The sequence below is a fragment of the Idiomarina sp. genome, from assembly GCF_048265525.1.
GTDB lineage: Bacteria > Pseudomonadota > Gammaproteobacteria > Enterobacterales > Alteromonadaceae > Idiomarina.
This window is the reverse complement of the sequence record NZ_JBLXBI010000001.1, coordinates 546,942-572,789: the sequence shown is the minus strand read 5'-3', so window position 1 is coordinate 572,789 and position 25,848 is coordinate 546,942. Positions and strand designations below refer to the sequence as shown.

The window sequence follows — 25,848 nt, the reverse complement described above, 5'->3', positions numbered from 1 at the left end:
TGTAAAATATCACCCCTTTTTGGTTATTGGAGAGTGATATGTGGTTAAGAGCATCACTGGTTGTACTAATAATATCGAGTTTTTCATCCTTTGCGGACGAGGTTCACGTTGCCGGAGCCTATTCCACAGACCAATTGCGTGGTGTAAGAGCGGGTTATAGGGTCACCGACCTACCGGTCGAGATGCCTAACTGGTTAGGCTCACCCGACCTTCATTTAGAAGCCGCTTTGAACCACTGGCAAGATTCAGATAATACAGCAGACAATATTACTGCTTTTACTATTAGCCCTATCCTCTCCTGGCAAATAGCCGGAACAAAGCGGCCATTGTACGTTGAAGCAGGTATTGGCGGCAGCTACTTCGACAAGACCCAGATAGCTAACCGACGCTTATCAACTCAGTTTCAGTTCGAAGACCGGGTGTCGCTTTCGTGGCAATACAGCCAAAGTTCCAATGCTCGCGTCGCTTTAGGGTATACCCACTATTCGAATGCTGATATCAAACGTCCAAATGACGGACTGGACTTTTTATGGATGAGTTGGGTTTTGCCCTTTTAATGTACGAAGAGCGTTAGCGTTATTCGGTTGAAGTTGCTACATTTGATTCTAAGTTTTATTTAAAATGGAGATCTTATGAAAAGCCAACTTATTAAATTATCTGCAATTGCAGCCAGTGCTTTATTTGTCGCCGCTTGCGGAGCCCCTGAATCAGGCACCACACAGTGCACTATGGAACCGAAAGAGAACTGGTTGGATCAAGATCAGTTTCAACAGTCTCTGAAAGAGCAAGGTTACGAAATTAATGAGTTTAAGGTAACTGACGGAAATTGTTACGAAATCTACGGTCAGGATAAAAGTAAACAGAAAGTTGAAATTTACTTTAACCCTGTAGATGGCAGTATCGTCAAGCAAGAAACCGAGTAACTCAGTAAGGAACGCAGTACCAATGATCATTTGGGATAGATTTATCAGAACTTTTCATTGGTTATTGGTGCTGTGTTTTTGTCTCAATTACTTTTGGCTTGAACCCGGAGGCAGCTATCATCAGGCCGTGGGTTATACTGCAGCAGCCTTAGTTATTATAAGAATCATCTGGGGTTTTACGGGTTCACCAAATGCACGCTTCCATAACTTCTCCCCTTCTGTTGCCGGAATTAAAGATCACGTCGCAGAACTTCGCCATAGAAAAGTAAACCAGGCTCAGGGGCATAACCCGCTCGGTGGCCTTATGGTGTTCTCTTTTTTGGCTTTATTCTTACTGCAAGCCATTACTGGCTTCCTCCGCGAAGAAATTAATGCGCTCTATGGAGACAGTTTTCTAACCTCCGTGCATTCTGTTTCTGCCAACATCATTTTTGCTCTGGTCATTATTCATATCGTAGCTGTAGTTGTTACCGCATATATTGGTAAAATAGAGCTTATTCGTCCTATGATCAGCGGCAAACGCCGAACAAAACACCATGACCGAGCAAAATAAAAAGCGAGAACGCGTTTATCAGGTCTCCAGTAACAGGGAGAAATCCTCTCATAAGCTGCGTTACGTTGAGGCATCTGCGCCTCAGGATGACTGTCGTTTATGCGTAGGTTCTCTTGCAACAACAGATGCGCAGTCTAGTGATTTTTCATTAGCCAATACCAGCTATAACGACATTTCCAAAATTGCATTTTTAGAAAAACAGTTTTATTCAAATGACGCTTATTCCGCTGCCTTTTTCTATCAGGCATTAAGACAATGGCCGCACACCTTTTTAACTCTAAAGGCGGGAGAGAAAACGGCGGGCTATAGTCTAATGGTTCCGGTTTCAGACTCTGGTTTATCCCTTATGTCGCTATTGGTAGGAAAAACGTTCCAGGGCAAGGGACTGGGCAAGCTACTATTAAGCGATTCCATAGCGCTTGCACACAGTCTTGGTTATAAACAAATGGAACTTAGTGTCGCACCAGGCAACACCTCAGCAGTTTCGCTTTACCAGAGCTTTGGTTTTAACACCACCCAAACGGTGCGTGACTATTTAGGACCAGGCCAGGACCGCTTGCTAATGACACTTTCACTTCTGGAGAGCTGAATGTCGTCACTTGATCTCTTTGCCAACGATGGTTCAGAGCCATTAAGCACCCATATAAGTGAGCAAGCCACCCTGTTTCACCAGTTTTTGCTGGCGGATGATGAAGCGTTGATCAGTGATATCCGTGGGGTTTTAAAGCAATCACCGCTGCGTCACTTAACAACTCCTTCAGGCCATAAAATGTCGGTGAAAAGTAGCAGTTGCGGAAGCTACGGCTGGCTCAGCGATAAGCACGGCTATCGTTACCAGAATACCGACCCTGCAACAGGTCAGCCATGGCCAGATATTCCCAACAGTATTTTAGTAAAAGCAACGCAGGTCTCACGGTTAGCCGGTTTTGAGAATTTTATGCCTGACTCTTGTCTCATCAACGTTTACACGCCAGGTGCAAAAATGGGACTCCATCAGGATAAAAATGAAACTGACTTTTCCAAGCCCATCGTCTCATTTTCTTTTGGGTTACCTATAACCTTTATGTGGGGCGGTTTTAAACGTTCTGACAAGTATCAGAAGTTCAGTCTTCAGCACGCCGATGCGCTTGTCTGGGGAGGAAAAGATCGCTTGAGATATCATGGAGTTCAACAGCTTAAGGAGGCTATGCACCCGTTAACTGGACGCTGTAGAGTGAATTTAACTATACGTCAGGCTGACTAAGCCAATCAGCAGCTTCCTAACTTTTCCATGTAATTGAAAATATCGTACTCTTTTGCTTTTGCCATAAGTTCATCCCGTTTTTCACTACAGAGGCTCTCTGTCGCAACGTGAAATTCCTGAAATAGCTGAAAGCTTTGTTGCAGTAAAGCGCTATCGCGTTGATTAAAAAAGCCATGGTGCTGACTGCCCCAATAATGAGCATGATGAAACAACTGCTCCGCTACCTTGGCAAAAACTAACGGATTAAGCACCCGATAATGTCGGTATTGCTGAAACAGTTGATAATTGGCTTTACCCTGCTCTGTTAAAAGATCCATAGGCTCGTCCATCAGCATATAATTGTATAAATAGTTATTATTGAATGATGCCAGTCGTTGCCAGTATTCACGCTCATCATCGTTTTCGCTACTATCAATTCGAGCGCTCAATTCAGAGATGTCATAGAACCGAAAGTTTTTTAATAAATGCCCTCGCATAAAGCGCACGAAGGAGTCTGACTGCTGCACAGCGAAATTCTCAAAGGCTTCGAAAAGCTCCGGCGTAACATAGTTAAATTTCGGCTTTAATGCCTGGTACTTATTCGACAACCAACGAAATCGCGGATGCTCTTTAAGACCATCGAGATCTTCATCATGTAAAAGGCTTTCCATGCCCGTGTAACGAAAATCTAAAGCAAGCTCAATACAGTCAAGGGCACTGTCCTGCTCTCCTGCTAACCAGTACACACAAGCGGCATTGTGCAAAATAGATGGGTTCAACCAACTGAATTGCGCCATGCTTAAGTAAACCTGAACTCCTGCATCCAGAAATGCCTGATCGGGTTTCTCTTTGTAAGCATCACAGCAAAGAGCCAGATAGTATTGAATAAGATTATAGAACTCAGGGCTTTCCTGGTAGGTTTCCCACTTCAAATCGAAATCTTCGCTAAACCAGTGTTCAATTAAACCTAATGACTTTATCGGAGATAAATTCTCTACAGTAGGAAGCTGCACGCGTTCATCGACTTTATTGTCATTAGCGGCATCCACATTGGGTAATACACTGTGCGCTTTCTTAGCTTGCGCTTGTGAGCGAAAAAGCTTATCGCCAATAACGACATAGTGTTTGTCAACTAATCCAAACGGCTTCACCGTAGCGGTTGCGACATCGAGCTCTGTAAAACAAGTGCAATGCCCAGTTGTATGATTATACGAATAGATAAAACAACCATTAAAAAAATAGCTAAACTGAACATCACTTTCCAGAGGTTTACTGCACCCCATAAACACCGGGGTATCCGGCGTCACATTGACTGCTGTATTGGTTATAGTGCTCACGGATAGCTCCTGTCGCAAGTTATTCAAAAGCCATTAATGGTGAATTAATAGACAGCGTTTAGACTATCTGCGTAACTCAGCGTATAAAAGAGGCTTTACAGAACTTTAACTTTCAAAGTGCAATTTCTGACTAGAAGCTAGAACCAATAATGACGAAATGCCTGCAGTCAGCGCTTTTTATAATTATGATAGTTATCATAATCGAAATTAAATGAAGGTAAAGCTTTTGTTTGTTTTTTAACCAGATCAAGTGAAAAGCTTTTAAAGAGAGGCCGCGAAGTTGGTTTTGCCTTGAAGGGTTCATCCGTGCTAACTATAGTTATAAAACAGCAAGTTAAAGAGCATCGTTTATTAAAAGGACTAATATCTAAATGAAGCTATGGCGGTTAATATCACTCGGCAGCTCCATGCTTCTCACACTTCTGCTCATTGCATTTGCTATAGCATTGTTCGGCTACTTCTATTTAAACCAGCAACTGAAATTGGCTGGTGTTACTGACTGGGAAGTGGAATTTGAGAAACTGACTACCAGCCACATTGTTATTAGGCAGCTGGAAATAACAATTGATTCCTTACCCGAATCGTCAGGAGCAAGTTCCACCGCAGCGGTAAACCTCACGCAGATATTCTCCATGGAAATGCCGGCTTTATTACCAGAACGTATCGATATTAAGTCGCTACAACTGAAAGGCAAGTTACTGCCTGAAAGCGTCTCTGCAAGTCTTTCACTGATAAACAAGCAGCAATTGCGGTTAGAGCTCAATAGCCAGGAGCCACTTGTCGCCGATGTGAGAGTTATTCGACACGATAACCAGGTAAAACTAAAAGCTCGCTACGACAACGCCCTGTTACAAGCTAATTATGACTATAACTCAGGGAAGCTTATAGCCGGTGGTAGTTATCTTTTAGCGGCACAGCAATTTGCAGACAAGGTAACGACCGAGCCAGTGTCGGTTGATGCAAAGTGGAACGGTAATCTTTCACCTTATATTGAGTCAGCGACAGTGGAGAGTCTTATAGCTGAATTGTCCGGCGAGCTTGTTGTGTCAATTACGCAACCCACTTTAATCGAAATTACCAGCAGTACCACAACAGCAACAGGTGAGCTTCAGCTAAATTTGAATAAGGGTATTATGGACTCTTATCAGCTCGAGCTGAAAGGTGATACTGAAAACTTAGCGTCATTAATCGAGTCCGATCTACCACTACAATTGTCGTCGTTGTCCTGGGAGCTGAACAGCCGCGACAGTTTGGGTGTTTCATTGCTCAGTGCTCAACAGGCTGTTAATAAAGCCCGTTGGCCTCTAAAGCTAAATGCTGTAGCTAAAGGTGAAAAAAACGAGACGATTCGCCTCGCGTCTGAGTTATCGATACAACAAAAACAATGGCAATTTAACTCGCTTGAACTCGATTATGTGCAGCTGAATGCGGACAGCATTAAGCTTCCTGTTGCCGGGCAATCAATGACGATAAGCAAACTCATATCGAAGTTTTCCGGAACAGTCTCGACCACAGCTGCCGAACTCCATAGTACTGAGCCAACCCGCATTGAGCTTAAAGCTTTAGACAACGACGCCTTAGCCGTACTCAACTTCAATCAAATTTATTATCCGTACTCCGAACCTCATAATGCGCTTGCAGAGTTTGACCTTAACATTCACAGCAACGCAGTTAATTTCGACCCCATACGGAACCTCAAAGCCGTTTTTGACAGTAAGTTTCAATATCAACAGCAGCAACTGACCGGTGACGGAGAGCTCGTACTCGGTGATCATATAAAAGTGGCACACCATAGCCAGGTTACTTCTGATCAGTTAAAAAGCAAAATTGAAGTTGCCGATTTTAACTGGCAGCAAATTCCGCAACTGAACACCCTACTGACAAATACGCTGCCTCAGTTTGTTGTCAGTAAAGCGGCTATTAGCGGCCAGACAGATGTAACTTACTCCATAAATAATAACCGCTGGCGCCTCGACAACGGGCAATTAGAGATTCAAAAAGGTGACTGGGTTTTTGATACCTTATCCGTGGTTAATAGCAATATTGATTTTGGTTTCACCGCCAATAACGAACAACTTAATATGAATAATGCAAAGCTCCACATTGGCAGCGTTCAACAAGGCTTTGCGCTGGGGCCAATCACCGCTGAATTTAGAGCCCAACTGCCCTTTCAACAACCTATGCAATCCACTCTCGACTTAACCAGTCACACCATTAAAGCTCTTGGTGGCAGCATAAGCATTCCCAACCAGCGTTACTCTTTAACCGACAGCTTTGCACTACCCATTGTGTTCGAAAAAATTTCGCTGGGTGAACTCATGCGTCAATATCCAAGCAACAAAATTTCCATAGATGGTGAGGTTTCAGGAACCATCCCTGTTTACTGGGACTCTAACGATTTAACAGTAGAAAGAGGTTATCTGGATGCGCTGGCGCCCGGTGGTCACCTGCAGGTAGATTCGTCCGCCCTGGTTCAACTTGCCGGCAGTAACCCCAGCTTACAAACTTTGGCAGGCGTATTGGGTAACTTCTATTATAATCAACTGTCTACGACCGTGGACTATAATGACAATGGTAAATTGACCTTAGCAGTACAGTTAAAAGGCTCGAACCCCGAGCTTGAAAATGGACGTCCGGTAGAGCTTAACGTAAGCTTAGAGGAAGACCTGCCCGCATTGATAAAAGGACTGCAAATAAGCAATAGTCTGAACGATGTAATCCGTAAACGAGTACAGAAGAAAATCAATTAATCAGGGGATGATATGAAGCAATTCTTTTTACTAATAAGCGTGCCCTTATTCGTTCTGGGGTGTACCCCGACGGTACAGGTCGCAGCACCTAAAGAGCCTATTACTATTAACTTAAACGTTAAAATAAAGCATGAAATTTACGTTAAAGTTGATAAAGCGCTCGACGACGTAATTTCTGAATCCAGTGGCCTGTTTTAACGACAAAGGAATGCAATGATGAAATATTTACTAACCGCAGTTTTAATTGCCTTTATTGGCTTATCAAGCCCGCTGGCACAAGCTCAGCAACTAAACTTAGAGCAGTCAATGGCACAGTTAAGTGACGCCAAAGAGCAGGGTCTGGTGGGTGAAAAACCCGACGGTTACCTGGGAGTCGTAAAGTCCACCGAAACAGCCGAACAAATCGTTAAACACATTAACGAAGCTCGCCGTCAGGAATACACGCGCATAGCCAACAACAATGACATTGCTGTTGCCGATGTCGAGCTGTTAGCCGGCAAACGCGCCATTGAACGCAGCAAGTCAGGTCACTACGTCAAAGTGGATGGAGAATGGAAGCAGAAGCCTTAATTGGCTTCTGCAAAGGATTGCGGTGCATGAGCAAGAAGCTATTTTCAGTCGTAACTTTTAGAAGGAACTAATTAATGAAACCCACCTTAGTGTTTCTGGCTTTGGTACCTTTTTCTTTTGCGTTTTCAACATCTGCAGTAGCTCAAATTACTTGTGACAAGGCCTCTCATTTCCATAAAGCAAAAGCCGACTTCGACAACGCCTCGTCCTCCGGAGAGTTATTGGATGCGTTCATGCAGCTCGATCGCTATCGGCCTAATTTAGACAGCAGTGAATATGAGCAACTTGATCAGCTGCAGAAAAAGTGTCATGACGATATCCAAGAGTCCTACAGTAAATTGCTTAGCGCATTTAAAGAGCGTTCAGCGGCGTTAGAAGAGAAAGAATCTGAAAAGACGGTTAAAGAGACTTCGCAAGGAAAAGAAATACAGAATGAACAAGAACAGCAGTCGGCAAATCTCATCAGTCAGAACGCGGCAGTTCAGCAGGCTATAAAGTATCTAGACTCTGGTTCAGCCAGCCCAATGCCTTTAAAGCAAGACCTTATTCTGAATTATCTTCAAATTAGACAAAACAAGCCATTAAGTTATTCTCGTGCTCAGCTTGAAGATGCAACTTTTTTAACGGAACAAAAAAAAGTAGTTAATACGTCCTTGGTAAAACCACTGGAAGACATGGGGTATAGCTTCGATGACACAGTAAAATATGCGGCGTTAAAGTTACTAACGAAAGATTATAACCCCCAGGAATTTATTTCTCTGTCGAGCCTCTCAATCCACCCCATGCAGATTAGAGAAACGTTATTCTCTTTTGGATTCATTTCCGAAAACACCTACGATTTACTTAACCTGCTTTATGAATCTAAGAACTATATTTATTAGTACCCGAGGGAGAAATCGTGGCACATCCTGATCACCGAACTGGAGTAGCACCAAAAGTAGCACCAAGTGGTCGTATTTTTCAATAGATTTTAATAGACAAGGGGAATCAAGGAATCGCCTGAGAGGCTTTATTTATAAGGCTTTGTAGACTTTCAGATACTGCTGTAAATTCGGAATTGGTGCCCGGGGCCGGACTTGAACCGGCACGAAGTTACCTTCGAGGGATTTTAAATCCCTTGTGTCTACCAATTCCACCACCCGGGCACTACATAGAAGTGTTCTCGAATAATGGAGGCGGGTCCCGGAGTCGAACCGAGATCCACGGATTTGCAATCCGCTGCATAGCCATTCTGCCAACCCGCCAGAATTTGGAGCGGGAAACGAGATTCGAACTCGCGACCCCAACCTTGGCAAGGTTGTGCTCTACCAGCTGAGCTATTCCCGCACCGTCATCTGCCGTGGCATTCTACTGTTTAATCGTTTTCAGTCAATGACTTTTTATCATTTTAATGACTGTTTGCACAAATTTACGGCAAAGCAGTTAATTTCTGGTCAATTCGCTCTTGGCGCCGCGTAAATATTCCCACATGGACCACACAGTCAAAACGAAAGCCGAATAGAACAAAAACATCGATAACCAATAAATATAGACGTTCGCATTCCAAAGTAATCCAATTAAGGCCAGCATCTGTGCCACTGTTTTCCATTTACCTAAATTCGAAACAGCAACTTTTGCTCTGTGGCCGCTTTGCGCCATCCATTCCCGTAGTGCACTTACTATAAGCTCACGACAAATCATCGTCAGCGCCGGAATGGTAATAAAGGCAGAATTATAATCTTCAACAATGACAACCAGCGCAGCAACCACCATCGCTTTATCAGCTACCGGGTCAAGAAACTCGCCAAACTTAGTAAACTGGTTAAAGCGACGGGCAATATAGCCATCCAGAGCATCTGTGATTGCCGCTAACCAAAAGATAAAAGCAGCCCAGAAACGCGCATCTTCCATTGGTAAATAGAAAACCACCAGAAATACCGGAATAAGTACTATCCGGAAGCTGGTCAAAATATTAGGGATATTCCACTTCATTATCCGCTGATTCCTTATTGTTTTTACTCATCACGAAATGAGTAATAGATTTTCTCTGCCAATGATCGGCTAATGCCAGGTACGCTGGCTAATTTATCAATACTAGCGTTTTTTACCTCTTGTAATCCACCTAGATTTTTCAAAATGGCCTGTCTGCGCTTCGCTCCTACCCCGTCAATCTGTTCTAACGTCGAGGTTTTCTTAACTTTAGCCCGCTTCTGGCGGTGCCCGGTTATTGCAAAACGATGTGACTCATCACGTATGTGCTGAATCAAATGCAGCGCACTGGCGTCTTTACTCAGCGGAATGGTTTCATGGCTACCGGCCATGATCAAAGTTTCCAGACCCGGTTTGCGCGACTCGCCTTTCGCCACGCCAATTAATACCGGCGCTTCTTTTCCCCAGTCATTAAAGTAGTTCTCCGCCTGAGCTAACTGTCCTTTACCACCGTCGATAAACAGAATATCCGGTATGTTGCCCTGCTCTTTCGCATTGTCGTACCGCTTAGCCAGGGCTTTAGACATGGCAGCGTAATCATCGCCCGGCGTTATGCCGGTAATATTATAGCGGCGGTAGTCTGACTTTTTAGGCCCGTTTTGATCAAACACAACACAGGAAGCCACCGTTTGTTGACCCATAGTGTGGCTAATATCAAAACATTCCATGCGCTGAATGGGTACACCAAATTCCAGCACCTGCTGTAATGCCTGAGTCCGGCGGTTCATCGTACTTTGCTGATTCAACCGACTCTCTAGCGCATTAACCGCATTCTTTTGAGCCAGTGACTGGTACTGACGCTTATCTCCACGTACCGAGCTTTGCAATTTAACCGGCTGCGACAGCGCATCACTCATCACTTCCGCTAAAACATTGTCAGGCTGTACATCGACGGGAAGCACGACTTCTCGTGGAATTTTCCGTCCAGCCGTATCTGACAAATAAAACTGCAGAAGAAAAGCCCTGAGTACTTCATCGTCAGGGGTATCTGTCGGCACTTTAGGAAAATAGCTGCGACTGCCTTGCAAATGATTATCCCGGATAAACAACATTTGCACTGTCGTCATTCCGTTACCACGTGCTAAACCAATAACATCCAGTTCTTGTTGGCTTCCGGTAACCGAGTTACGTTCCTGAGTTTTTCGTAGCGCAGCTATCTGATCACGAAATCTAGCGGCTCGTTCAAAATCGAGATCTGTACTCGCCTGCTCCATTTTATTCATCAGCTCGTCAATAACCTGCTGATTCTTGCCCTGCAGGAACTGTTTTGCCAGCGCCACCTGTTCATTGTATTCGTCGTCAGTGCAAACATTAACGCAGGGCGCGAGGCAACGTTTTAACTGATACTGCAAACAAGGCCTGGTGCGCGCACGATAATAAGAGTCATCGCACTGTCGAATTGGAAACAGCTTCTGCAGCAGGTTTAGGCTTTCACGTACAGCCGAACCATTAGGAAAGGGACCAAAATAGTCACCTTTCGCGCGCCGGGCGCCCCGATGAAAACCAAGCTTAGGGTGCTGGTGAGCAGTTAAAATAATATAAGGATAGGATTTGTCGTCACGCAACAAGACATTGTAGCGTGGTCGATATTTTTTGATAAAGGTGTTTTCTAATATTAACGCTTCAGCTTCGGTGTTGGTAACGGTAACGTCCATGGACGCAATTTGCTTAACCAACACCTGTGTTTTCATCCGGTCGACCTTCTCACGAAAGTAACTGGACACACGTTTTCTTAGATCCTTTGCTTTTCCGACATAAATCACGTCACCCGACTCATCGTACATCCGGTAAACGCCGGGCTGATGAGTCAGGTGACGAAGAAAGCTATCGCTGTCAAACTGCTTTTGTTGATTACCTTCTGTCATCTACCTTCAAACTGAATTAGGTCAACAAGACCTGACTGAATTGCAAGATGAGACAATTGTACATCACCATCGATACCGAGTTTAGAGAAAATCCGATAACGGAAGGTATTTATTGTTTTACTGCTAATACATAAATGTCGGGATATTTCCCTTACCCGAATACCCCGACTGAGCATTTGTGCGACCTGAAGCTCGCGTTCACTCAGCATATCAACCATTGTTTTTTGCTGTTGCGAACGCGGATTCTGTGCAAGATAAGCGGCAACCGGCGCTGCGACAAAAACATTGCCCTGTTTCAACGAACGAATTGCCTGAACTAAGTCAGCACTGTCGCACGAGTCCAGTAAGTATCCGTCGACAACGCTAATACCGCACTGAAAATCAAGTATATCTTGTTGGCTGCTACCCCAGACAATAAGCCTTAGATCGCAGTGACGACGTTTCAAGCGACGCCAGTGCTCCACTGTTGCAGCACCACCAAGTCGGCTGCATAAAACAACTACTGCGTCTTCATACTCGTAGCAAGCTCGGCGTAAATCGGCAATACCGGTTACGGTCAATATTTGGTCACTGAAGTGTTGCTGCAGAACGGAGGCCATGCCGGCGCTAATAATGGGGTTGGGGATAGCTAAAATAATACGGTTCATTTTCACATTCCTTATTTGTATACCTTGTTAGTCTTCCTGATTAGGTTAAATCCGTACCACCCTGCCCGAATTCGGATAGAATATTCTGAGCTTTTAAAGACAATAACAAGCGGCTTTTACAGAACTTTACAAAAACTCTGAAAAAGCCAATTCAAAGGTGTGAAAATAACATTTGAAGACTAGCTTCAATGTGAATTTTTATACTGGGCTACAGACGTGCCTGATCCAGCATGTCCCACAAATAGCAGGCTAAATAACTGCGGTAAGGCTGAGCCCGTTCAGGGATGATCAAAATATCCTGATCCTTCAGCAGGCTCATGGCTTTACGCAGCGAGCTATCCTGAATGGGAAAAAGATCTTCATGGGCAAAATGAAACATAGCTAAAATAGACGCCGTCCAGGGACCAATACCTTTAAGCTGAGTCACATCCTTAATCAGGTCAGCTGAATTCATCTGCGACCAGGCATCTATTCTCTCGGGCTGAGTTTGATGACAGTGAGCAACGCTGTTAATAGCTGCAGCTTTGGAACGACTGACACCGCACCCTGTTAATTCCTCCGCAGGAATATAAGCAATGCGACCTACTCCTAATGCTTTTGCCTTTTGCTCTGCTCTTTCAATAATGGTTGCGGAGGCTTTTAAAGACAGCATTTGACGAATAATAATTCGTGGCAGTGCCTCGATAACGGGTGTTTCAGATGCCGCCAATAAGCCTAGCTCGGGCAACTGAAGCAGCAACAAGTCGATACCCGGCTGAGTATCGATAAGGTGTTGTCTGACGATTGCTGGTGTCGTTTTCATACAATTATTACGCAAATACCGTAAAAGTCTGTCGACTTATAGCTAATAACTCGCCCTTCTCACTCCACAGACCAGCGCGGCTGTGCCCATAACCATTTTCAGCATGCTCAATAAAAGCTTCGTACTGAAACCAGTCGTGGCTACTGAAACTTTGTAGAGGAATATCGGGAAACTCAATAGTCCAGGTTAAAGACGAGGCCGGCGCAGGGCTGTCCAGATGAGGCAAGACTGCCGGTGGCCAGGCGTCAACTAAAGCCAGTATAGTTGCCGTTGTCAGCGGCTGTTGTTCTTCACGAAAACGTATCCAGCCACCAAAAGTTCTTCCCGGTTGTCCGCTAAATGGCATACCACCTGACGTAATACGGTAATCGAAGTTTTTCGCAAACTCTGGGACAATATCCGCTTCAGGTAAACCTGGTCCGTCGTTGATGGTTTTAAGATCGGGTGGCGTTTCACTTACCACTGTAACCGTTGAACTTCGGCCTTTGCCCAGGCTCGCCAGACAAGACAACATAATCTGCCCTTGCTGCTGCAGTTCGACAGCAACCTGAATAACCGATTTTCCCTCGCGCAAAATTCGGTAATTTAACTCAGCCTCACCCGGTTCAGCAGGCGCGACAAAAGAGATACTCATGGAACGAAGATGATATTCAATCGGAAATTGTTTCAACAAAAACTGAGCAGCCAATGCTCCGCTGAATCCGCCGAAAAACGCGCGTCCTTGAGCCCAGCCGGAAGGTAGTTCAATGACTTGATTGTTCTTATCCGCAACGATTTGTTCTACAGCTGTGTGGAAGTTCATACTATTCCCTATTTAAACGACTGTTTGATTTAAGCTTTAAGAATACCAATTATCACCATTAATACAAAAGAAGCGCTTAATAAAAGAAAATAACCAAAAACACAGGCTAAAAATTTGAATACAGTTAATGTCCAGCTTTGCTGATAGAAGCTCTTTTGCGTCAATAGCAGATAAGTGAACATCCATCCAATAAGAATATAACCTAACCAGTCTGATGGTAAGGTTAACCAGGTCCAGCCAAAGTTATCAATCAGCGGGTTAGTTATATAGCCTAATGTCGACAACAACATCAGGGAAAGCAGTAAAAAAGCGTGTGTATGCAAAGCTACAGTTAAGTGCTCTAAGTAGTAACGGTTACTGAATAAATAAAAGACTTTTAAATACAGTGCCCAAAAAGGCAGCATCAAAAGCATCATCTGTGGTGTCATTGAAATCAGTTTTTGCGCAAACAACTGGGGGTTTTGCTTTAAATGCTGAAGTTTCTGTTCAAGCATCCGCGTTTGCTCTTCATTCAACCAGGGGATATCACCAAACTCCAACTCAAATCCGCGCCGTACGGTACTTTCGTTAGAGTCACTTTCAGATACTTCTGTTTCAGACTGTCGGGCCTCGCTCTTTGACTGTGAATCATTAAAGGTTATCTGTGATGTCAGCACCATAAAAGATATCAACGAGATAAAGAAATAGAGCCTGAGCGGAGGTACATAAGAGGCATGACGTCCTTTCATAAACTCAGATGATAGAAAACCAGGTTTTAGAAAGAGTCCTCTGAGAGTACGGTAGAATCTGGAGTCCCAGTGCCCTAACTCACCAAAAAGATCGCCGACAACGGCAAAAACGCTGCGTATGCTTTGTTTATCCTGTTGGCCGCATTGATGGCAGTATTCACCGGTAAGAGGTGTATTACAGTTCTTACAATTACTGACGGTCGATTCCATGGCAAAATTCCATTTTTGCTTAATATAACAGGAGGTTTAAAGTTGCGCTATCGGCTAGAACAAAAAGCGGCGGGAACAAAAAAAGCCCCACTCAAATGAGCGGGGCTTTTTTCTGAATTTGGCGGAGAGGGAGGGATTCGAACCCCCGGTGGGTATGAACCCACGCCTGATTTCAAGTCAGGTGCATTAAACCGAGCTCTGCCACCTCTCCGTATTTTTGTTCTCTGCAACTGCGTTGTTGAGAACGAGGCGAATATTAAAGACCTAAGTTACGCTTGTAAAGTAAAAATTTGAACAAAGTGTTCGTTTGGGCGTTTATTAAACAAACCGACCAAAATTCGCCAGAAATTACTACCTTCTGCTCTACCCAACGCCCCCATTAATGCTGTAGTATCGAGGAAACTTTTTAAATAAAAAACAGTCTTAACAGACAGTAAGTTCAACACGGAGAAATCTATGAACAATCGCAGTCAGACTTATGTCGGTCAGAACGAATCGACGCTGGCCGTTAATAAGGTATTACGCAACACCTACACTTTATTGGCAATGACATTAGCCTTTAGTGCTATTGTTGCTACTATCAGCACGATGATGAACTTGCCCTATCCGGGTTTCATTATCACTTTAGTTGCTTACTTTGGCTTACTTTTTGGTATTCACAAAACCAAAGATAGCGGCATGGGCATTGTACTAACCTTCGCTCTAACAGGCTTTTTAGGTTACACCCTTGGCCCTATCCTTAACATGGCATTATCAATGCCTGGTGGTGGCGAGATGGTTGCTACTGCGTTAGGCGGTACAGCTCTGACCTTCTTTGCAACTTCGGCTTATGTGTTAACCACGAAGAAGGACATGTCTAAACTGGGTGGTTTGGTTACTGCCGGTATTATCATGGTTTTTGTGGCAATGTTGGCTAACCTGTTCTTCCAACTCCCAGCATTACAGCTTGCAATATCTGCTATCATGATTCCATTGATGGCAATGCTGATTATGTGGCAGACCAGCGACATCATTAACGGTGGCGAGCGTAACTACATCCTTGCAACAGTCACTTTGTATGTTTCGATTTATAACTTGTTCCTTAGCTTGCTACAATTGCTAATGGCGTTCGGTGGCGACGATTAATCGCTTCTGTAAAATCGTAATAAGCGCCCCGCATTGCGGGGCGTTTTTGTATGAACGGACAATTTATGGCTAAACTCACACTCATCCTTCAAAACTCAGTTAAAGAACGCACTCAATCTATGAATGCTCTGGCATTTGCAAAAGCGGCTATCAACACCGGCCACACCATAGCCTGTGTGTTTTTTTATCGGGAATCAGTAAACCATGCGGAATTTCCCACACCAGCAGAAAATGAAGACTTGATTACGCAATGGGAAGAGTTTAGCCAGCACAACCAAGTGCCCCTGGTGGTCTGCCATACCGTAGCTGAACGCAAAGGAATGGAGAAATTCCATCCCGGTTTTGAAGCCTCAGGTTTAACCGCTCTGGCAACTGCCATGGCTAACAGCGACCGGACCTTACAGTTTTAATGACCATGAAAAAAATTGCTATCTTACAATGCAGTGCCGCTAGCGACTCGGCGACCGAAGCACTCGATATTGCTTTAGCATTAGCCAGCTTTGATTATCCGGTGCAATTAATATTGTCCGGTGAAGCCGTTAAGTCTCTACTGAACCAACCTTCTAAGCGTTATGCCATGCTGGAATTACTGGATGCAGAACCTGTTGTAATAAGTTCAGCAGAGTTAACCGATACAAGCCCCCTGCCCGCAAACATTGATACGGTTATCGTCTCGCCAGAACAATTAAAGCGTCACCTAAGCCAATTTGACGAGGTATTACAATTCTCATGACCTCTACTTTACACTGGTTAAGAAATTCGTCTTTAGTGCCTTGGCTGGAACAACATGGCCACCTGCTGAGTGACACTGATGCCTTGCTTATGTCGGGCGTAGCACTCAACGAACTGCCACCTGAGTCACCTGTTGAGTTACCGGTTTATGCGCGCAAACAGGAAGCTAACGCTTTGGATACTGCACTGCCTGACTACGTCATGTTAAAATCGGACGAGCAGTGGGTTGAGCTGGTGCTTAGCTTCCAACAACAAATAACCTGGTAATATCACGGCATGATTGAATTTAACGGTAAAGAATACGAAACCGACAAACACAACTACCTTGCAAACTTAGACGACTGGAGCGAGGAGCTGGCCCTTCACTTTGCAGAGTTAGAAAATATCGACATGACCCCGGCACACTGGGAAGTCGTGACTTTTGTGCAGGATTTTTACCGTGAATTTGATACCAGTCCGGCAATGCGCGTACTGGTTAAAGCCATGAAAAAGCAGTTAGGCGAGGATAAAGGCAACAGTCGTTATTTGTATAAGCTGTTCCCTAAAGGCCCGGCAAAGCAGGCCACACGAATTGCGGGCCTGCCTAAACCGGCTAAATGTATTTAATTTAAGCCTTAAGCACTTCTACACCGCCCATGTAAGGACGTAATACCTCAGGCACAACAATTGAGCCGTCTTCCTGTTGGTAGTTTTCCAGCACGGCTACCAGCGCACGGCCAACAGCCAGACCAGAGCCGTTTAATGTGTGCATAAGTTCAGGTTTCTTCGCGCCTTTACGACGGAAACGAGCCTGCATACGGCGCGCCTGAAAGTCCTGCATGTTCGAGCAAGAGCTGATTTCACGGTACGCTTCCTGCGCCGGCAACCAAACTTCCAGGTCGTAGGTTTTAGCTGCCCCAAAGCCCATGTCTCCAGTACACAGCAGTACTTTTCGATACGGCAGCTCAAGCTTTTGCAGCACAGTTTCGGCGTGGCCTGTTAATTGCTCCAGCGCATCCATCGACTGTTCAGGTTTAACCAACCAGACCAGTTCCACTTTATCAAACTGATGCTGACGAATAAGCCCACGAGTGTCGCGACCGTGAGAACCGGCTTCACTGCGGAAACACGGCGTATGCGCGGTAAACTTAAGCGGTAGCTCTTCTTCGTCAGCAATTTCATCACGGTATAAGTTTGTTAACGGCACTTCAGCCGTTGGAATCAACGACATAGGAATTTGATCCTGAGACTCGCCTTCAATATGGAATAAATCCTTACCGAACTTAGGTAACTGACCGGTTCCGTATAATGAGTCCTGGTTCACCATATAAGGCACATAGGTTTCAAGATACCCATGCTCGTCAGTATGTAAATCCAGCATAAACTGAGTCAGAGCGCGATGCATGCGGGCGATACCACCACGCATAACCACAAAGCGTGCTCCAGTGAGCTTCGCGGCCGTTTCAAAGTCCATACCTTTGGCTAATGCTTCGCCTAAATCGACATGATCTTTCACTTCAAAGTCGAACGACTTAGGCTTGCCCCAAGTCAGGACCTCCTGATTTTCATCTTCATCCGCACCTTCCGGGACTTCGTCTGCCGGCAAGTTCGGAACACCCATAATAATATCGTTAAGTTCTTGCTGGATAACTTTTAGCTCTTCTTTAGCGTTATCCAGTTGTTCGCCTAAATCGCTTACCGCATCTAACAAAGGTTGTATGTCTTCACCTGAAGCTTTTGCCTTACCAATGGCTTTCGAGCGGCTGTTACGCTCTGCCTGCAACTGCTCGGTGCGCACCTGCACCTCTTTGCGCTGCTCTTCCAGCTTTTGTAATTTGGCAACGTCTAAGTCAAAGCCTCGCGTTGCTAGCTTTTTTGCGGTCTGGTCTAATTCCTCTCGGAAGTATTTTGCGTCTAGCATGAGTGTCCTATTTAACCGTTGTTGAGTACAACATCATTGCCGCGAAAACAGCAGCAATACAAATAATTACATTAAAGGCAATGTGCAGAGCGGCTTTAAACAGCTCGCCCTGACTGGCTAAGGCCACAACCTCGACAGAAAATGTCGAGAAGGTTGTAAAAGCCCCCAGTAAACCAACTCCTAAAAATAAACGAGTTGTTTCAGAAACGGGTTGTTGCTCTGCGTAAGCCAGTAACAACCCTAAGAAAAATGAACCTATTATGTTAACGGTCAACGTGGCAAAAGGGAATGCCCGAAACCCAATTGATTGCATAGCAAGAACCATAGCAAAGCGTGCCGATGCGCCTATTGCACCACCCGCGGCTACGCAAAAAAAATGAAGAAGGAGATTATTCATCGGGTTCCCTGTGCCAGTCTGACTTTGAGTCCATATCTTGCAACCAACGGAGCTTTTCCTGCAACTTTATTTCTAAACCACGCGGCTCAGGGGCGTAGAACTGGGTATCGGCGATTTCCGACGGTAAGTAACGTTCACCCGGAACGTAAGCGTTAGGATAATTATGTGCGTACTGGTAGTCAGCACCATATCCCTGAGCTTTGTGCACCTTGGTTGGTGCGTTACGCAAATGTTCGGGCACTGGCGCATCACTGTGTTCTTTAGCGGTTCTTAGTGCGCTTTTAAAGGCATTATAAACGGCATTACTTTTCGCCGCACAAGCGCAATAAATAACCGCCTGAGCAATGGCTCGTTCACCTTCGGCGGAGCCAACTCTGTGATACGTATCCCAGGCGTTTAATGCCAACTGCAATGCCCTGGGGTCAGCATTACCTATGTCTTCAGAGGCGATAGCCAATAACCGGCGGGCAATAACCAAAGCGTCCCCACCACCGGTTAATAAGCGCGCGTACCAATACAAGGCTCCGTCGGGAGATGAACCTCTGACAGACTTATGAAAAGCGGATAAAACATCGTAGTAATGGTCACCCTGATGATCAAAAGCCGTGGCTTTTTCGCCAATAGCCGCAGTGATCAATTCTGGTGTAATTGGCTGGCTGCTGCTCTCAACAAAATCAGCAACCACTTCAAGGTAGTTTAATAAGCGACGCGCATCCCCGCCGGCTAAATCCAGAAGCTTTGCCCGGGCTTCACCTTCCAATTGCAACTGGCGTTGACCAAGCCCCCGTTCAGAGTCCGTTAACGCGCTTTCCAGAGCCTGTTCAAGATCCGTTTTGGACAGTGTTTGTAACCGGTAAACCCGCGCCCGCGACAGCAGTGCGTTGTTAAGCTCAAAGCCGGGGTTTTCGGTAGTCGCGCCAATAAAGACAATAGTGCCGTCTTCAATGTGGGGCAGAAAAGCGTCTTGCTGGCTTTTGTTGAAACGGTGCACTTCGTCCACAAACAAAATGGTGCGGCGCCCCTGCTGCTGAGCCAGTAACTTCGCCTCTTCAATGGCTTTTCGAATGTCTTTAACACCGGAGGTTACTGCACTAATGCGGCTGACCGTAGCATTTGCCTGGGTCGCAATGAGTTCCGCTAAGGTGGTTTTACCGGTCCCCGGAGGCCCCCATAAAATCATTGAATGCAGATGCCCCTGCTCGACCGCTACCCGCAAAGGTTTACCGGGAGCAAGAAGATGTTGCTGACCTACATACTCGTCAACCGTACGTGGGCGCATTCGCGCCGCAAGGGGCTTGAAATCGGGTTGAAAATCTAAGTCCAGACCTGCCACAACAATTAACTTTGATCGTCGACGTCGACATCAGCAGGCACATCAAAAACAAATTGTTCGTCGCTGATAGTTTCATTTAACGCCACATTATTCAGCATCAGTTCAGTGCGCTCTCCCTGAGACTGAACCATGGTTATCTCTGTGAGTTTTTCATCGGTAAATGTTAACTCCAGCTTATTACCATTCGTTTCATGCTCAACAAAATAACGGTTATCGCTAAAACTGACGTTGTAGTTCTGCCACTGATTACCGTTGCTGTCCAACACCAGCAGCAAAGGGCTATCATCAACCATGTCCTGCTGTGCATAAATTGTCACTTGTTCAACAAAAGGATTGTAGTACCAAACCTTTGTGCCGTTAGCGACCATCACGCTCTCATCTGGCTCTTTCGTATGCCAATACAAATTAGCGGGTCGTTTTAACTTTAACGTGCCGCTTAGTGTTTGTAGCACTTCACCCTGCTCATCTTTTACTTGTTGTTCAAACTCTGCCGATAAGCTTTGAGTTTGTTTCAGTAAACTTTGCAGAGCCTGCTTGTCTGAATCGTTGTCTGAAGCAAACACATTAAACGAAACTGCCATGACCATGGCAAATACAACTGCTTTCATGAATTAATCCCTTGGAGCTCGTGGAGCCAGCACTTCGCGCTGGCCGTTATTGCCTGCACTGGTTACGACACCACTCGCCTGCATTTGTTCGACGATACGGGCGGCGCGGTTATAACCGATACGGAATTTGCGCTGTACACTCGACACTGATACCCGCTGGGTCTCAGTAACGAAGGCAACCGCCTCATCGTACAGAGGGTCAGATTCAGCATCGTCAGATTCCTGCTGTTCACCCGGCAACAGCGCTTCTTCACCCTGATCACCTGACAAAATTTCTTCCAGATAGTTAGGTCGACCACGTTTTTTCCAATCTTTAACCACCGCATGAACTTCATGGTCATCGACAAAAGCACCATGTACACGAACCGGAGAGCCGCTACCCGGCGGTAAATAGAGCATATCGCCCTGCCCTAACAATTGGTCGGCACCCGGCTGATCCAGAATGGTTCTCGAATCTATTTTTGATGATACCTGAAACGCAATTCGGGTTGGAATATTCGCTTTAATTAAACCCGTGATAACATCCACCGATGGGCGTTGAGTTGCCAAAATTAAGTGAATACCTGCTGCACGCGCCTTTTGGGCAATACGGGCAATAAGTTCTTCTACCTTTTTACCGACAATCATCATCATGTCGGCAAATTCGTCTATCACCACGACAATGTTCGGTAATTTTTCCAGCAACGGCGGTAACTCATCCATAGAGTCGCCCGGCTTCCAGATAGGGTCACGCAATGGTTCACCAGCGTCTTTAGCCGCCTTCACTTTCGCGTTGTAGCCTTTTAAATTACGTACCCCTAAAGATGACATGAGTTTGTAACGACGTTCCATTTCTCCCACACACCAACGCAGTGCATTGGCGGCATCCTTCATGTCAGTAACAACCTCAGTCAACAAGTGCGGAATGCCCTCATAAACCGACAGCTCAAGCATTTTAGGGTCTATCATAATAAGGCGAACGTCTTCCGGCGTGCTCTTGTAAAGCAGGCTCAGAATCATAACGTTAACACCAACAGATTTACCGGAGCCGGTTGTACCTGCCACCAGCAAATGCGGCATTTTTCCTAAGTCGACAACGACTGGAGTGCCAGCAATGTTTTTACCCAGAATCATCGTTAGCGGTGAGCTGCTATGGGTGAACTGGTCGCTATTAATTACTTCGCTTAGCTGCACTATTTCACGGTGTTTATTAGGCAGTTCCAGGCCAACGTATGACTTACCCGGAATAACCTCTACCACACGCACAGCAACAGCAGACAAGGTACGGGCAATATCTTTTGCTAAGTTAGAAATTCTGGAGACTTTAACACCCGGCGCTAAATCGAGCTCAAAACGGGTAATGACCGGACCGGGTTCAACGTGCGCCACGCGAACATCCACCCCAAAATCTTTCAGCACGGTCTCGACCGTGCGTGATACCTGATCCAGTTCTTCCTGGGTTACCGGGTGCTCTTTTTTATTCGGTCTATCCAGAAGCTCTATCGACGGCAGCGGCGGAAGTATCTCTCCCTCGCCTGAATTAACTGCTGATTGCGGCTTGTCTTCCGCAGAGGTTTCTGAAGAAGGCGCCGCAGCAACAGGCTTCTTAGGTGTGTCTTTCTTCGTAGCCGCCTGCTTGCTAAATTTAGGCGCATCGTTGTCTACGTCATCGTCTTCATCAACAGAACTCATTGAAGGCAGGCTCAAAACAGGTTCTTGTTTATCAGCCCCGAATAAGTCACTACTGAGCGTTGTCGGTTTTTTTTCTTCAAGCGTTTGCTCACGCTCGCTGTCATCATAAGCTTCAGAGTCGTCTTCTTTATCTTCCGCTTCCGAGCTTCCGCGACTTTGCCAAAGCATTTTAACTTTTTCGGTTAACCACAAAGCCCCATCGATAACCCACTCACCGAGTTTATCTGCAACCTGCAACCAGCTTATTCCGGTCACTAAAGTTACTCCGGTAAAGAAGAAAGTCAGTAACAGCAGTGTCGTTCCGACAAAGTTCAGATAAGGAAGCAAAGACGCCGCAATAACATCACCGATAACACCGCCAGCGGAAAAGTAGTAAATATCGTCGAAGTTAATAGAAGACAGTGCCGATGCACCAATGAGCGCGAGCATAGCGCCAATCATACGCAGGCTGACCGCAAGGTAATCCATTTCTAATAAATGGTAAGTCTTGCGAAATAGTAAGTAGCCCAGGCCGACAAAGCCAAAAGGAATAAGGTAGGCAACAAAACCAAAGGCAAACAAGAGCACATCTGCCATCCAGGCACCTACGGCACCGCCGGCATTATGTATGCTTCCTTCGTAACCGGTCTGTGACCAGCTGGGATCAGCGGGATTAAAGCTCACCAATGACAAAAAAATGAAAATGGCCAGCGCACCACTTATCAGCAACCCTGCTTCTAAAACTCTTTGTACACCTGTCATTATCTTATTGCAGCGCCTTCGTTAGTATTCTTGTTAAGATAAAATATCGAGATAAATTTTATCCGCATGATTGTAGCGAATATCAGCCCCAATGTTACCCCTTTACTAATACTTTATTTTCTTGTTTAACCTCTTCCATAACCACATAGGTTCGTGATTCATCAACCCCTGGCATCATTAACAGGGTTTCGCCCAATAATTTGCGATAAGCGCGCATATCCGGCACCCGTGCTTTTATCAGGAAGTCAAAGTCACCCGCCACTAAATGGCATTCAAGAATTTCATCCGTTTTACGTGCAGCCTCACTAAATTCGGCAAAAGCGTCAGCCGAGGTTCGGGTTAAGGTAATTTCAACGAAAACCATCAGGTTTGCACCTAACTTAGCAGGATTAATACGGGCATGATAACTTTCAATAACTTGTTCCCGTTCAAGCTTACGCACACGCTCCAGACAGGCGGTCTGACTAAGGCCTACACGCCTTGCCAGCTCCACGTTTGACATACGTCCATCATCCTGCAAAAGCCGCAAGATCTTCCTGTCGGTTTTATCAATAGTGACTTCTGCTGGTTGCTCGGCGTTAAACATAATAAATCTCTAAATAAGTAATTTAAATTAGTATATCACACCAAAAAATAACTTAAAAAAAGTAAGTCATGCACTGTTGTTTGCGTCTATAATTTGCGCCAAATAATTCCCCCTTAAACACGAAATTGTAAGAGGCAGATAATGTTAATTGGTGTACCAAAAGAGATTAAAAACCACGAATACCGTATCGGTTTAACTCCAGCAGCTGTACGTGAATATGTGGAAAATGGGCATGACGTCATCATTGAAAACAACGGTGGTGCAGCAATAGGCTTCACAAACGAGCAATATATGGAAGCCGGTGCAACTATTATTGATACACCAGAAGAGATTTTTCAGCGCGCCGACATGATTGTTAAAGTAAAAGAGCCTCAGCCAAACGAATGCAAAATGCTTCGCGAAGGCCAAATTCTTTATACTTTCCTTCATTTAGCACCAGATCCAACTCAAACTGAGTTACTGGGTAAAGCGGGTTGTACCGCTATTGCTTACGAAACGGTCACCGATAACCGTAACGGTTTGCCTCTTTTAGCTCCTATGAGTGAAGTTGCCGGGCGTATGTCCATTCAGGCGGGCGCTCACTATTTAGAAAAAGCACATGGTGGCAGCGGCACCTTATTAGGTGGCGTTCCTGGCGTAGCACCAGGCAAAGTTCTGATCATTGGCGGCGGTGTTGTTGGTACTAACGCTGCGAAAATGGCTATTGGCCTGGGTGCTGAAGTCACCATTTTAGATCGTTCTCTGCCTCGTTTACGTGAACTGGACGATATTTTTGCCGGTCGCGTACAAACGGTTTACTCAACCGTTGATGCTATCGATAAATACTCTCGTGAAGCTGACTTAGTGGTGGGTGCGGTTCTTATTCCGGGCGCCGCGGCACCGAAACTGCTGACTCGCGATAACATCAGCAATATGAAGCCGGGCTCAGTACTGGTAGACGTTGCTATTGATCAGGGCGGCTGCTTTGAAACATCAAAAGCAACCACGCATCAGGACCCTGTTTACATTATTGACGACGTTGTTCACTACTGTGTGGCAAACATGCCGGGCGGTGTAGCACGTACCTCTACTATTGCACTGAATAATGCGACCCTGCCTTACGGTATCGCCCTCGCAAACAAAGGCGTGCAAGCCATGCTCGAAAACGAGCATCTGTTACGTGGCCTGAATATGCACAAAGGTAAAATTACCTACAAAGCTATTCACGATGATCTTGGTCAGCAGTTAGGTCTGGATTACCAAGACCCACGCGAAGCGCTGCAAGCGTAATTACCAGATTGTTCTGAACAAGCCCGTGAACAAAAGTTTGCGGGCTTTTTTATTGCCAGTTCTTGTTCGCCAAGCTTGTAAACCCTACAATCAATCCCCATAGCTAAAGAACGAACAATCAAAAACGAATTAATGGAGTTTTCCTAATGGCTGAAGCCAAACACTGCAAGTTACTTATTCTGGGATCAGGTCCTGCTGGTTACACGGCTGCCGTTTATGCTGCACGCGCTAATTTAAACCCGGTTATGGTAACGGGCATGCAACAAGGTGGTCAGTTAACCACCACGACCGACGTTGAGAACTGGCCGGGCGACGCCGAAGGTTTAACCGGGCCCGACCTTATGGTCCGCATGCAAAAGCACGCTGAGCGCTTTGATACCGAAATTGTGTTTGACCATATTAGTAGCGTCGACTTTTCTAAGCGCCCTTTCCGCTTAAAAGGCGATGTCGGCGAGTACACTGCGGACTCCGTTATTATAAGCACTGGCGCCTCAGCTAAATACTTAGGCTTAGACTCAGAAGAAGCCTTTATGGGTAAAGGCGTTTCGGCTTGCGCAACCTGTGACGGATTTTTCTACAAAAAGCAAAAAGTCTGCGTTGTCGGCGGCGGTAATACCGCAGTTGAAGAAGCTCTGTACCTTTCAAATATTGCCAGCGAAGTGCACGTTATTCACCGTCGTGACACTTTCCGGGCAGAGAAAATTCTGGTCGACCGCCTGCATGAAAAAGAGCAGAACGGTAATGTCACTTTCCATCTGAACAAAACCTTGGATGAAGTGCTAGGTGACGATGCTGGTGTTACTGGCGTGCGTATTAAAGATACGCAAGACGGTAGTACTGAGGAACTGGAAGTTGCGGGCTGCTTTATTGCCATTGGGCACCAGCCTACCACCGGTATTTTTGACGGTCAGTTGGAAATGCAGGACGGTTACATTCAGGTGCAGAGCGGGCTTCAGGGCAATGCGACTGCAACCAGTGTACCGGGCGTTTTTGCAGCCGGTGACGTAATGGATCATATTTACCGTCAGGCAATTACCTCTGCCGGTAGTGGCTGTATGGCTGCGTTAGATGCCGAGCGTTACTTAGACGCACTGACTAAATCTTAGTCT

29 protein-coding genes and 4 tRNA genes are annotated in these 25,848 nt (G+C 45.6%); 16 read left to right on the top strand and 17 right to left on the bottom strand.

What is annotated here, in order from left to right; all coding sequences use genetic code 11:
• Window positions 1-38 precede the first annotated feature (38 nt).
• The 5 genes from ACN0TF_RS02825 to alkB all read left to right on the top strand — a co-directional run bounded on the left by ACN0TF_RS02825 (window position 39) and on the right by alkB (window position 2,719).
• Window positions 39-557, top strand: coding sequence for an acyloxyacyl hydrolase (locus ACN0TF_RS02825; RefSeq protein WP_417440662.1), 519 nt, complete (start codon window positions 39-41; stop codon window positions 555-557).
• 75 nt (window positions 558-632) lie between these two features.
• The gene (locus ACN0TF_RS02820; RefSeq protein ID WP_417440661.1) at window positions 633-923 is read left to right on the top strand and encodes a PepSY domain-containing protein; all 291 of its coding nucleotides are present in this window, start codon (window positions 633-635) and stop codon (window positions 921-923) included.
• A 22-nt stretch (window positions 924-945) separates the two neighbouring features.
• Window positions 946-1,476 (top strand): cytochrome b/b6 domain-containing protein, encoded by a 531-nt coding sequence (locus tag ACN0TF_RS02815; RefSeq protein ID WP_417440660.1) that lies wholly within the window; start codon window positions 946-948, stop codon window positions 1,474-1,476.
• Complete coding sequence (locus tag ACN0TF_RS02810) at window positions 1,460-2,065, top strand: GNAT family N-acetyltransferase (protein WP_417440659.1); 606 nt, start codon at window positions 1,460-1,462, stop codon at window positions 2,063-2,065. The genes ACN0TF_RS02815 and ACN0TF_RS02810 overlap by 17 nt, the downstream gene beginning before the upstream one ends.
• Window positions 2,066-2,719, top strand: a complete 654-nt coding sequence (gene alkB / locus ACN0TF_RS02805) for a DNA oxidative demethylase AlkB (RefSeq protein WP_417440658.1) — start codon at window positions 2,066-2,068, stop codon at window positions 2,717-2,719.
• 5 nt (window positions 2,720-2,724) lie between these two features.
• Here alkB and ACN0TF_RS02800 read toward each other — a convergent pair whose 3' ends face one another.
• Window positions 2,725-4,035: a TPR end-of-group domain-containing protein gene (locus ACN0TF_RS02800; RefSeq protein ID WP_417440657.1), complete on the bottom strand. Its 1,311-nt coding sequence runs from the start codon at window positions 4,033-4,035 to the stop codon at window positions 2,725-2,727.
• A gap of 407 nt (window positions 4,036-4,442) precedes the next feature.
• Here ACN0TF_RS02800 and ACN0TF_RS02795 point away from each other — a divergent pair, with 407 nt between their 5' ends.
• The 4 genes from ACN0TF_RS02795 (at window position 4,443) to ACN0TF_RS02780 (ending at window position 8,236) form a co-directional block, all read left to right on the top strand.
• Window positions 4,443-6,785: a YdbH domain-containing protein gene (locus ACN0TF_RS02795; protein ID WP_417440656.1), complete on the top strand. Its 2,343-nt coding sequence runs from the start codon at window positions 4,443-4,445 to the stop codon at window positions 6,783-6,785.
• Between the two features lie 12 nt (window positions 6,786-6,797).
• Window positions 6,798-6,983: a YnbE family lipoprotein gene (locus ACN0TF_RS02790; RefSeq protein ID WP_417438031.1), complete on the top strand. Its 186-nt coding sequence runs from the start codon at window positions 6,798-6,800 to the stop codon at window positions 6,981-6,983.
• A 15-nt stretch (window positions 6,984-6,998) separates the two neighbouring features.
• A complete protein-coding gene (locus ACN0TF_RS02785) occupies window positions 6,999-7,355 on the top strand; it encodes a YdbL family protein (protein ID WP_417440655.1) in 357 nt (118 codons plus the stop codon).
• 74 nt (window positions 7,356-7,429) lie between these two features.
• On the top strand, window positions 7,430-8,236 hold the full coding sequence (locus tag ACN0TF_RS02780; protein WP_417440654.1) for a hypothetical protein: 807 nt from the start codon (window positions 7,430-7,432) through the stop codon (window positions 8,234-8,236).
• A gap of 177 nt (window positions 8,237-8,413) precedes the next feature.
• Here ACN0TF_RS02780 and ACN0TF_RS02775 read toward each other — a convergent pair.
• The 10 genes from ACN0TF_RS02775 to ACN0TF_RS02730 all read right to left on the bottom strand — a co-directional run bounded on the left by ACN0TF_RS02775 (window position 8,414) and on the right by ACN0TF_RS02730 (window position 14,588).
• Window positions 8,414-8,500 (bottom strand) — tRNA-Leu (locus ACN0TF_RS02775).
• 25 nt (window positions 8,501-8,525) lie between these two features.
• Window positions 8,526-8,599: transfer RNA gene (locus ACN0TF_RS02770), tRNA-Cys, on the bottom strand.
• A gap of 6 nt (window positions 8,600-8,605) precedes the next feature.
• A tRNA-Gly gene (locus tag ACN0TF_RS02765) sits at window positions 8,606-8,681 on the bottom strand.
• Window positions 8,682-8,777: 96 nt separating this feature from the next.
• Entirely contained in the window at window positions 8,778-9,326 is a 549-nt protein-coding gene (gene pgsA / locus ACN0TF_RS02760) for a CDP-diacylglycerol--glycerol-3-phosphate 3-phosphatidyltransferase (protein ID WP_011233905.1), read from the bottom strand.
• A 23-nt stretch (window positions 9,327-9,349) separates the two neighbouring features.
• Entirely contained in the window at window positions 9,350-11,188 is a 1,839-nt protein-coding gene (gene uvrC, locus ACN0TF_RS02755) for an excinuclease ABC subunit UvrC (RefSeq protein WP_114981339.1), read from the bottom strand.
• Window positions 11,185-11,835 carry a LuxR C-terminal-related transcriptional regulator gene (locus ACN0TF_RS02750; protein ID WP_417440653.1) on the bottom strand — a complete coding sequence of 217 codons (651 nt, stop codon included), beginning with the start codon at window positions 11,833-11,835 and terminating at the stop codon, window positions 11,185-11,187. Before ACN0TF_RS02750 ends, uvrC begins: the two co-directional genes overlap by 4 nt.
• A gap of 208 nt (window positions 11,836-12,043) precedes the next feature.
• On the bottom strand, window positions 12,044-12,637 hold the full coding sequence (locus ACN0TF_RS02745) for a DNA-3-methyladenine glycosylase family protein (protein WP_417440652.1): 594 nt from the start codon (window positions 12,635-12,637) through the stop codon (window positions 12,044-12,046).
• A gap of 7 nt (window positions 12,638-12,644) precedes the next feature.
• Entirely contained in the window at window positions 12,645-13,439 is a 795-nt protein-coding gene (locus ACN0TF_RS02740) for a thioesterase family protein (protein WP_011233909.1), read from the bottom strand.
• Window positions 13,440-13,468: 29 nt separating this feature from the next.
• Window positions 13,469-14,377, bottom strand: a complete 909-nt coding sequence (locus tag ACN0TF_RS02735; protein ID WP_417440651.1) for a DUF3667 domain-containing protein — start codon at window positions 14,375-14,377, stop codon at window positions 13,469-13,471.
• Between the two features lie 119 nt (window positions 14,378-14,496).
• Window positions 14,497-14,588 (bottom strand) — tRNA-Ser (locus ACN0TF_RS02730).
• A gap of 245 nt (window positions 14,589-14,833) precedes the next feature.
• On the opposite strand from ACN0TF_RS02730, the gene ACN0TF_RS02725 reads away from it, so the two are divergent.
• The 5 genes from ACN0TF_RS02725 to ACN0TF_RS02705 are packed head-to-tail and all read left to right on the top strand — an operon-like array spanning window position 14,834 to window position 16,840.
• Entirely contained in the window at window positions 14,834-15,502 is a 669-nt protein-coding gene (locus ACN0TF_RS02725) for a Bax inhibitor-1/YccA family protein (protein ID WP_417438037.1), read from the top strand.
• Between the two features lie 50 nt (window positions 15,503-15,552).
• Window positions 15,553-15,912, top strand: a complete 360-nt coding sequence (tusD, locus tag ACN0TF_RS02720; protein WP_417440650.1) for a sulfurtransferase complex subunit TusD — start codon at window positions 15,553-15,555, stop codon at window positions 15,910-15,912.
• Window positions 15,912-16,235, top strand: coding sequence for a DsrE family protein (locus tag ACN0TF_RS02715; protein ID WP_110013083.1), 324 nt, complete (start codon window positions 15,912-15,914; stop codon window positions 16,233-16,235). The genes tusD and ACN0TF_RS02715 overlap by 1 nt, the downstream gene beginning before the upstream one ends.
• Entirely contained in the window at window positions 16,232-16,501 is a 270-nt protein-coding gene (locus ACN0TF_RS02710; RefSeq protein WP_011233914.1) for a hypothetical protein, read from the top strand. The genes ACN0TF_RS02715 and ACN0TF_RS02710 overlap by 4 nt, the downstream gene beginning before the upstream one ends.
• Before the next feature lie 9 nt (window positions 16,502-16,510).
• On the top strand, window positions 16,511-16,840 hold the full coding sequence (locus tag ACN0TF_RS02705; protein WP_011233915.1) for a TusE/DsrC/DsvC family sulfur relay protein: 330 nt from the start codon (window positions 16,511-16,513) through the stop codon (window positions 16,838-16,840).
• A 1-nt stretch (window position 16,841) separates the two neighbouring features.
• On the opposite strand, the gene serS is transcribed toward ACN0TF_RS02705, so the two are convergent.
• From serS to lrp, 6 genes are all read right to left on the bottom strand, one after another.
• Entirely contained in the window at window positions 16,842-18,134 is a 1,293-nt protein-coding gene (gene serS, locus ACN0TF_RS02700; RefSeq protein ID WP_011233916.1) for a serine--tRNA ligase, read from the bottom strand.
• A gap of 7 nt (window positions 18,135-18,141) precedes the next feature.
• Window positions 18,142-18,531: a fluoride efflux transporter CrcB gene (gene crcB, locus ACN0TF_RS02695; RefSeq protein WP_417440649.1), complete on the bottom strand. Its 390-nt coding sequence runs from the start codon at window positions 18,529-18,531 to the stop codon at window positions 18,142-18,144.
• Window positions 18,524-19,810, bottom strand: a complete 1,287-nt coding sequence (locus ACN0TF_RS02690; protein WP_417440648.1) for a replication-associated recombination protein A — start codon at window positions 19,808-19,810, stop codon at window positions 18,524-18,526. Before ACN0TF_RS02690 ends, crcB begins: the two co-directional genes overlap by 8 nt.
• A 59-nt stretch (window positions 19,811-19,869) precedes the next feature.
• A complete protein-coding gene (gene lolA, locus ACN0TF_RS02685) occupies window positions 19,870-20,472 on the bottom strand; it encodes an outer membrane lipoprotein chaperone LolA (protein WP_417440647.1) in 603 nt (200 codons plus the stop codon).
• Between the two features lie 3 nt (window positions 20,473-20,475).
• Window positions 20,476-22,884 (bottom strand): DNA translocase FtsK 4TM domain-containing protein, encoded by a 2,409-nt coding sequence (locus ACN0TF_RS02680; RefSeq protein ID WP_417440646.1) that lies wholly within the window; start codon window positions 22,882-22,884, stop codon window positions 20,476-20,478.
• Window positions 22,885-22,978: 94 nt separating this feature from the next.
• Window positions 22,979-23,473, bottom strand: coding sequence for a leucine-responsive transcriptional regulator Lrp (lrp, locus tag ACN0TF_RS02675; protein WP_041291753.1), 495 nt, complete (start codon window positions 23,471-23,473; stop codon window positions 22,979-22,981).
• Window positions 23,474-23,611: 138 nt separating this feature from the next.
• On the opposite strand from lrp, the gene ald reads away from it, so the two are divergent.
• Both ald and trxB read left to right on the top strand, forming a co-directional pair.
• Window positions 23,612-24,739, top strand: coding sequence for an alanine dehydrogenase (gene ald, locus ACN0TF_RS02670; protein WP_417440645.1), 1,128 nt, complete (start codon window positions 23,612-23,614; stop codon window positions 24,737-24,739).
• 146 nt (window positions 24,740-24,885) lie between these two features.
• Window positions 24,886-25,845 carry a thioredoxin-disulfide reductase gene (gene trxB, locus ACN0TF_RS02665; RefSeq protein ID WP_417440644.1) on the top strand — a complete coding sequence of 320 codons (960 nt, stop codon included), beginning with the start codon at window positions 24,886-24,888 and terminating at the stop codon, window positions 25,843-25,845.
• Window positions 25,846-25,848 lie beyond the last annotated feature (3 nt).

Bases quoted from the DNA above. Each gene is read 5' to 3' on its own strand.
- ACN0TF_RS02735 (WP_417440651.1), bottom strand. From the start codon at position 14,377: ATGGAATCGACCGTCAGTAATTGTAAGAACTGTAATACACCTCTTACC.
- serS (WP_011233916.1), bottom strand. From the start codon at position 18,134: ATGCTAGACGCAAAATACTTCCGAGAGGAATTAGACCAGACCGCAAAA.
- ACN0TF_RS02810 (WP_417440659.1), top strand. From the start codon at position 1,460: ATGACCGAGCAAAATAAAAAGCGAGAACGCGTTTATCAGGTCTCCAGT.
- ald (WP_417440645.1), top strand. From the start codon at position 23,612: ATGTTAATTGGTGTACCAAAAGAGATTAAAAACCACGAATACCGTATC.
- crcB (WP_417440649.1), bottom strand. From the start codon at position 18,531: ATGAATAATCTCCTTCTTCATTTTTTTTGCGTAGCCGCGGGTGGTGCA.
- ACN0TF_RS02715 (WP_110013083.1), top strand. From the start codon at position 15,912: ATGACCATGAAAAAAATTGCTATCTTACAATGCAGTGCCGCTAGCGAC.
- tusD (WP_417440650.1), top strand. From the start codon at position 15,553: ATGAACGGACAATTTATGGCTAAACTCACACTCATCCTTCAAAACTCA.
- trxB (WP_417440644.1), top strand. From the start codon at position 24,886: ATGGCTGAAGCCAAACACTGCAAGTTACTTATTCTGGGATCAGGTCCT.
- lolA (WP_417440647.1), bottom strand. From the start codon at position 20,472: ATGAAAGCAGTTGTATTTGCCATGGTCATGGCAGTTTCGTTTAATGTG.
- ACN0TF_RS02680 (WP_417440646.1), bottom strand. From the start codon at position 22,884: ATGACAGGTGTACAAAGAGTTTTAGAAGCAGGGTTGCTGATAAGTGGT.
- ACN0TF_RS02780 (WP_417440654.1), top strand. From the start codon at position 7,430: ATGAAACCCACCTTAGTGTTTCTGGCTTTGGTACCTTTTTCTTTTGCG.
- ACN0TF_RS02820 (WP_417440661.1), top strand. From the start codon at position 633: ATGAAAAGCCAACTTATTAAATTATCTGCAATTGCAGCCAGTGCTTTA.
- ACN0TF_RS02705 (WP_011233915.1), top strand. From the start codon at position 16,511: ATGATTGAATTTAACGGTAAAGAATACGAAACCGACAAACACAACTAC.
- ACN0TF_RS02710 (WP_011233914.1), top strand. From the start codon at position 16,232: ATGACCTCTACTTTACACTGGTTAAGAAATTCGTCTTTAGTGCCTTGG.
- ACN0TF_RS02785 (WP_417440655.1), top strand. From the start codon at position 6,999: ATGATGAAATATTTACTAACCGCAGTTTTAATTGCCTTTATTGGCTTA.
- ACN0TF_RS02725 (WP_417438037.1), top strand. From the start codon at position 14,834: ATGAACAATCGCAGTCAGACTTATGTCGGTCAGAACGAATCGACGCTG.
- ACN0TF_RS02790 (WP_417438031.1), top strand. From the start codon at position 6,798: ATGAAGCAATTCTTTTTACTAATAAGCGTGCCCTTATTCGTTCTGGGG.
- uvrC (WP_114981339.1), bottom strand. From the start codon at position 11,188: ATGACAGAAGGTAATCAACAAAAGCAGTTTGACAGCGATAGCTTTCTT.
- ACN0TF_RS02750 (WP_417440653.1), bottom strand. From the start codon at position 11,835: ATGAACCGTATTATTTTAGCTATCCCCAACCCCATTATTAGCGCCGGC.
- ACN0TF_RS02795 (WP_417440656.1), top strand. From the start codon at position 4,443: ATGCTTCTCACACTTCTGCTCATTGCATTTGCTATAGCATTGTTCGGC.
- ACN0TF_RS02745 (WP_417440652.1), bottom strand. From the start codon at position 12,637: ATGAAAACGACACCAGCAATCGTCAGACAACACCTTATCGATACTCAG.
- ACN0TF_RS02815 (WP_417440660.1), top strand. From the start codon at position 946: ATGATCATTTGGGATAGATTTATCAGAACTTTTCATTGGTTATTGGTG.
- pgsA (WP_011233905.1), bottom strand. From the start codon at position 9,326: ATGAAGTGGAATATCCCTAATATTTTGACCAGCTTCCGGATAGTACTT.
- ACN0TF_RS02690 (WP_417440648.1), bottom strand. From the start codon at position 19,810: ATGCGCCCACGTACGGTTGACGAGTATGTAGGTCAGCAACATCTTCTT.
- ACN0TF_RS02740 (WP_011233909.1), bottom strand. From the start codon at position 13,439: ATGAACTTCCACACAGCTGTAGAACAAATCGTTGCGGATAAGAACAAT.
- ACN0TF_RS02825 (WP_417440662.1), top strand. From the start codon at position 39: ATGTGGTTAAGAGCATCACTGGTTGTACTAATAATATCGAGTTTTTCA.
- alkB (WP_417440658.1), top strand. From the start codon at position 2,066: ATGTCGTCACTTGATCTCTTTGCCAACGATGGTTCAGAGCCATTAAGC.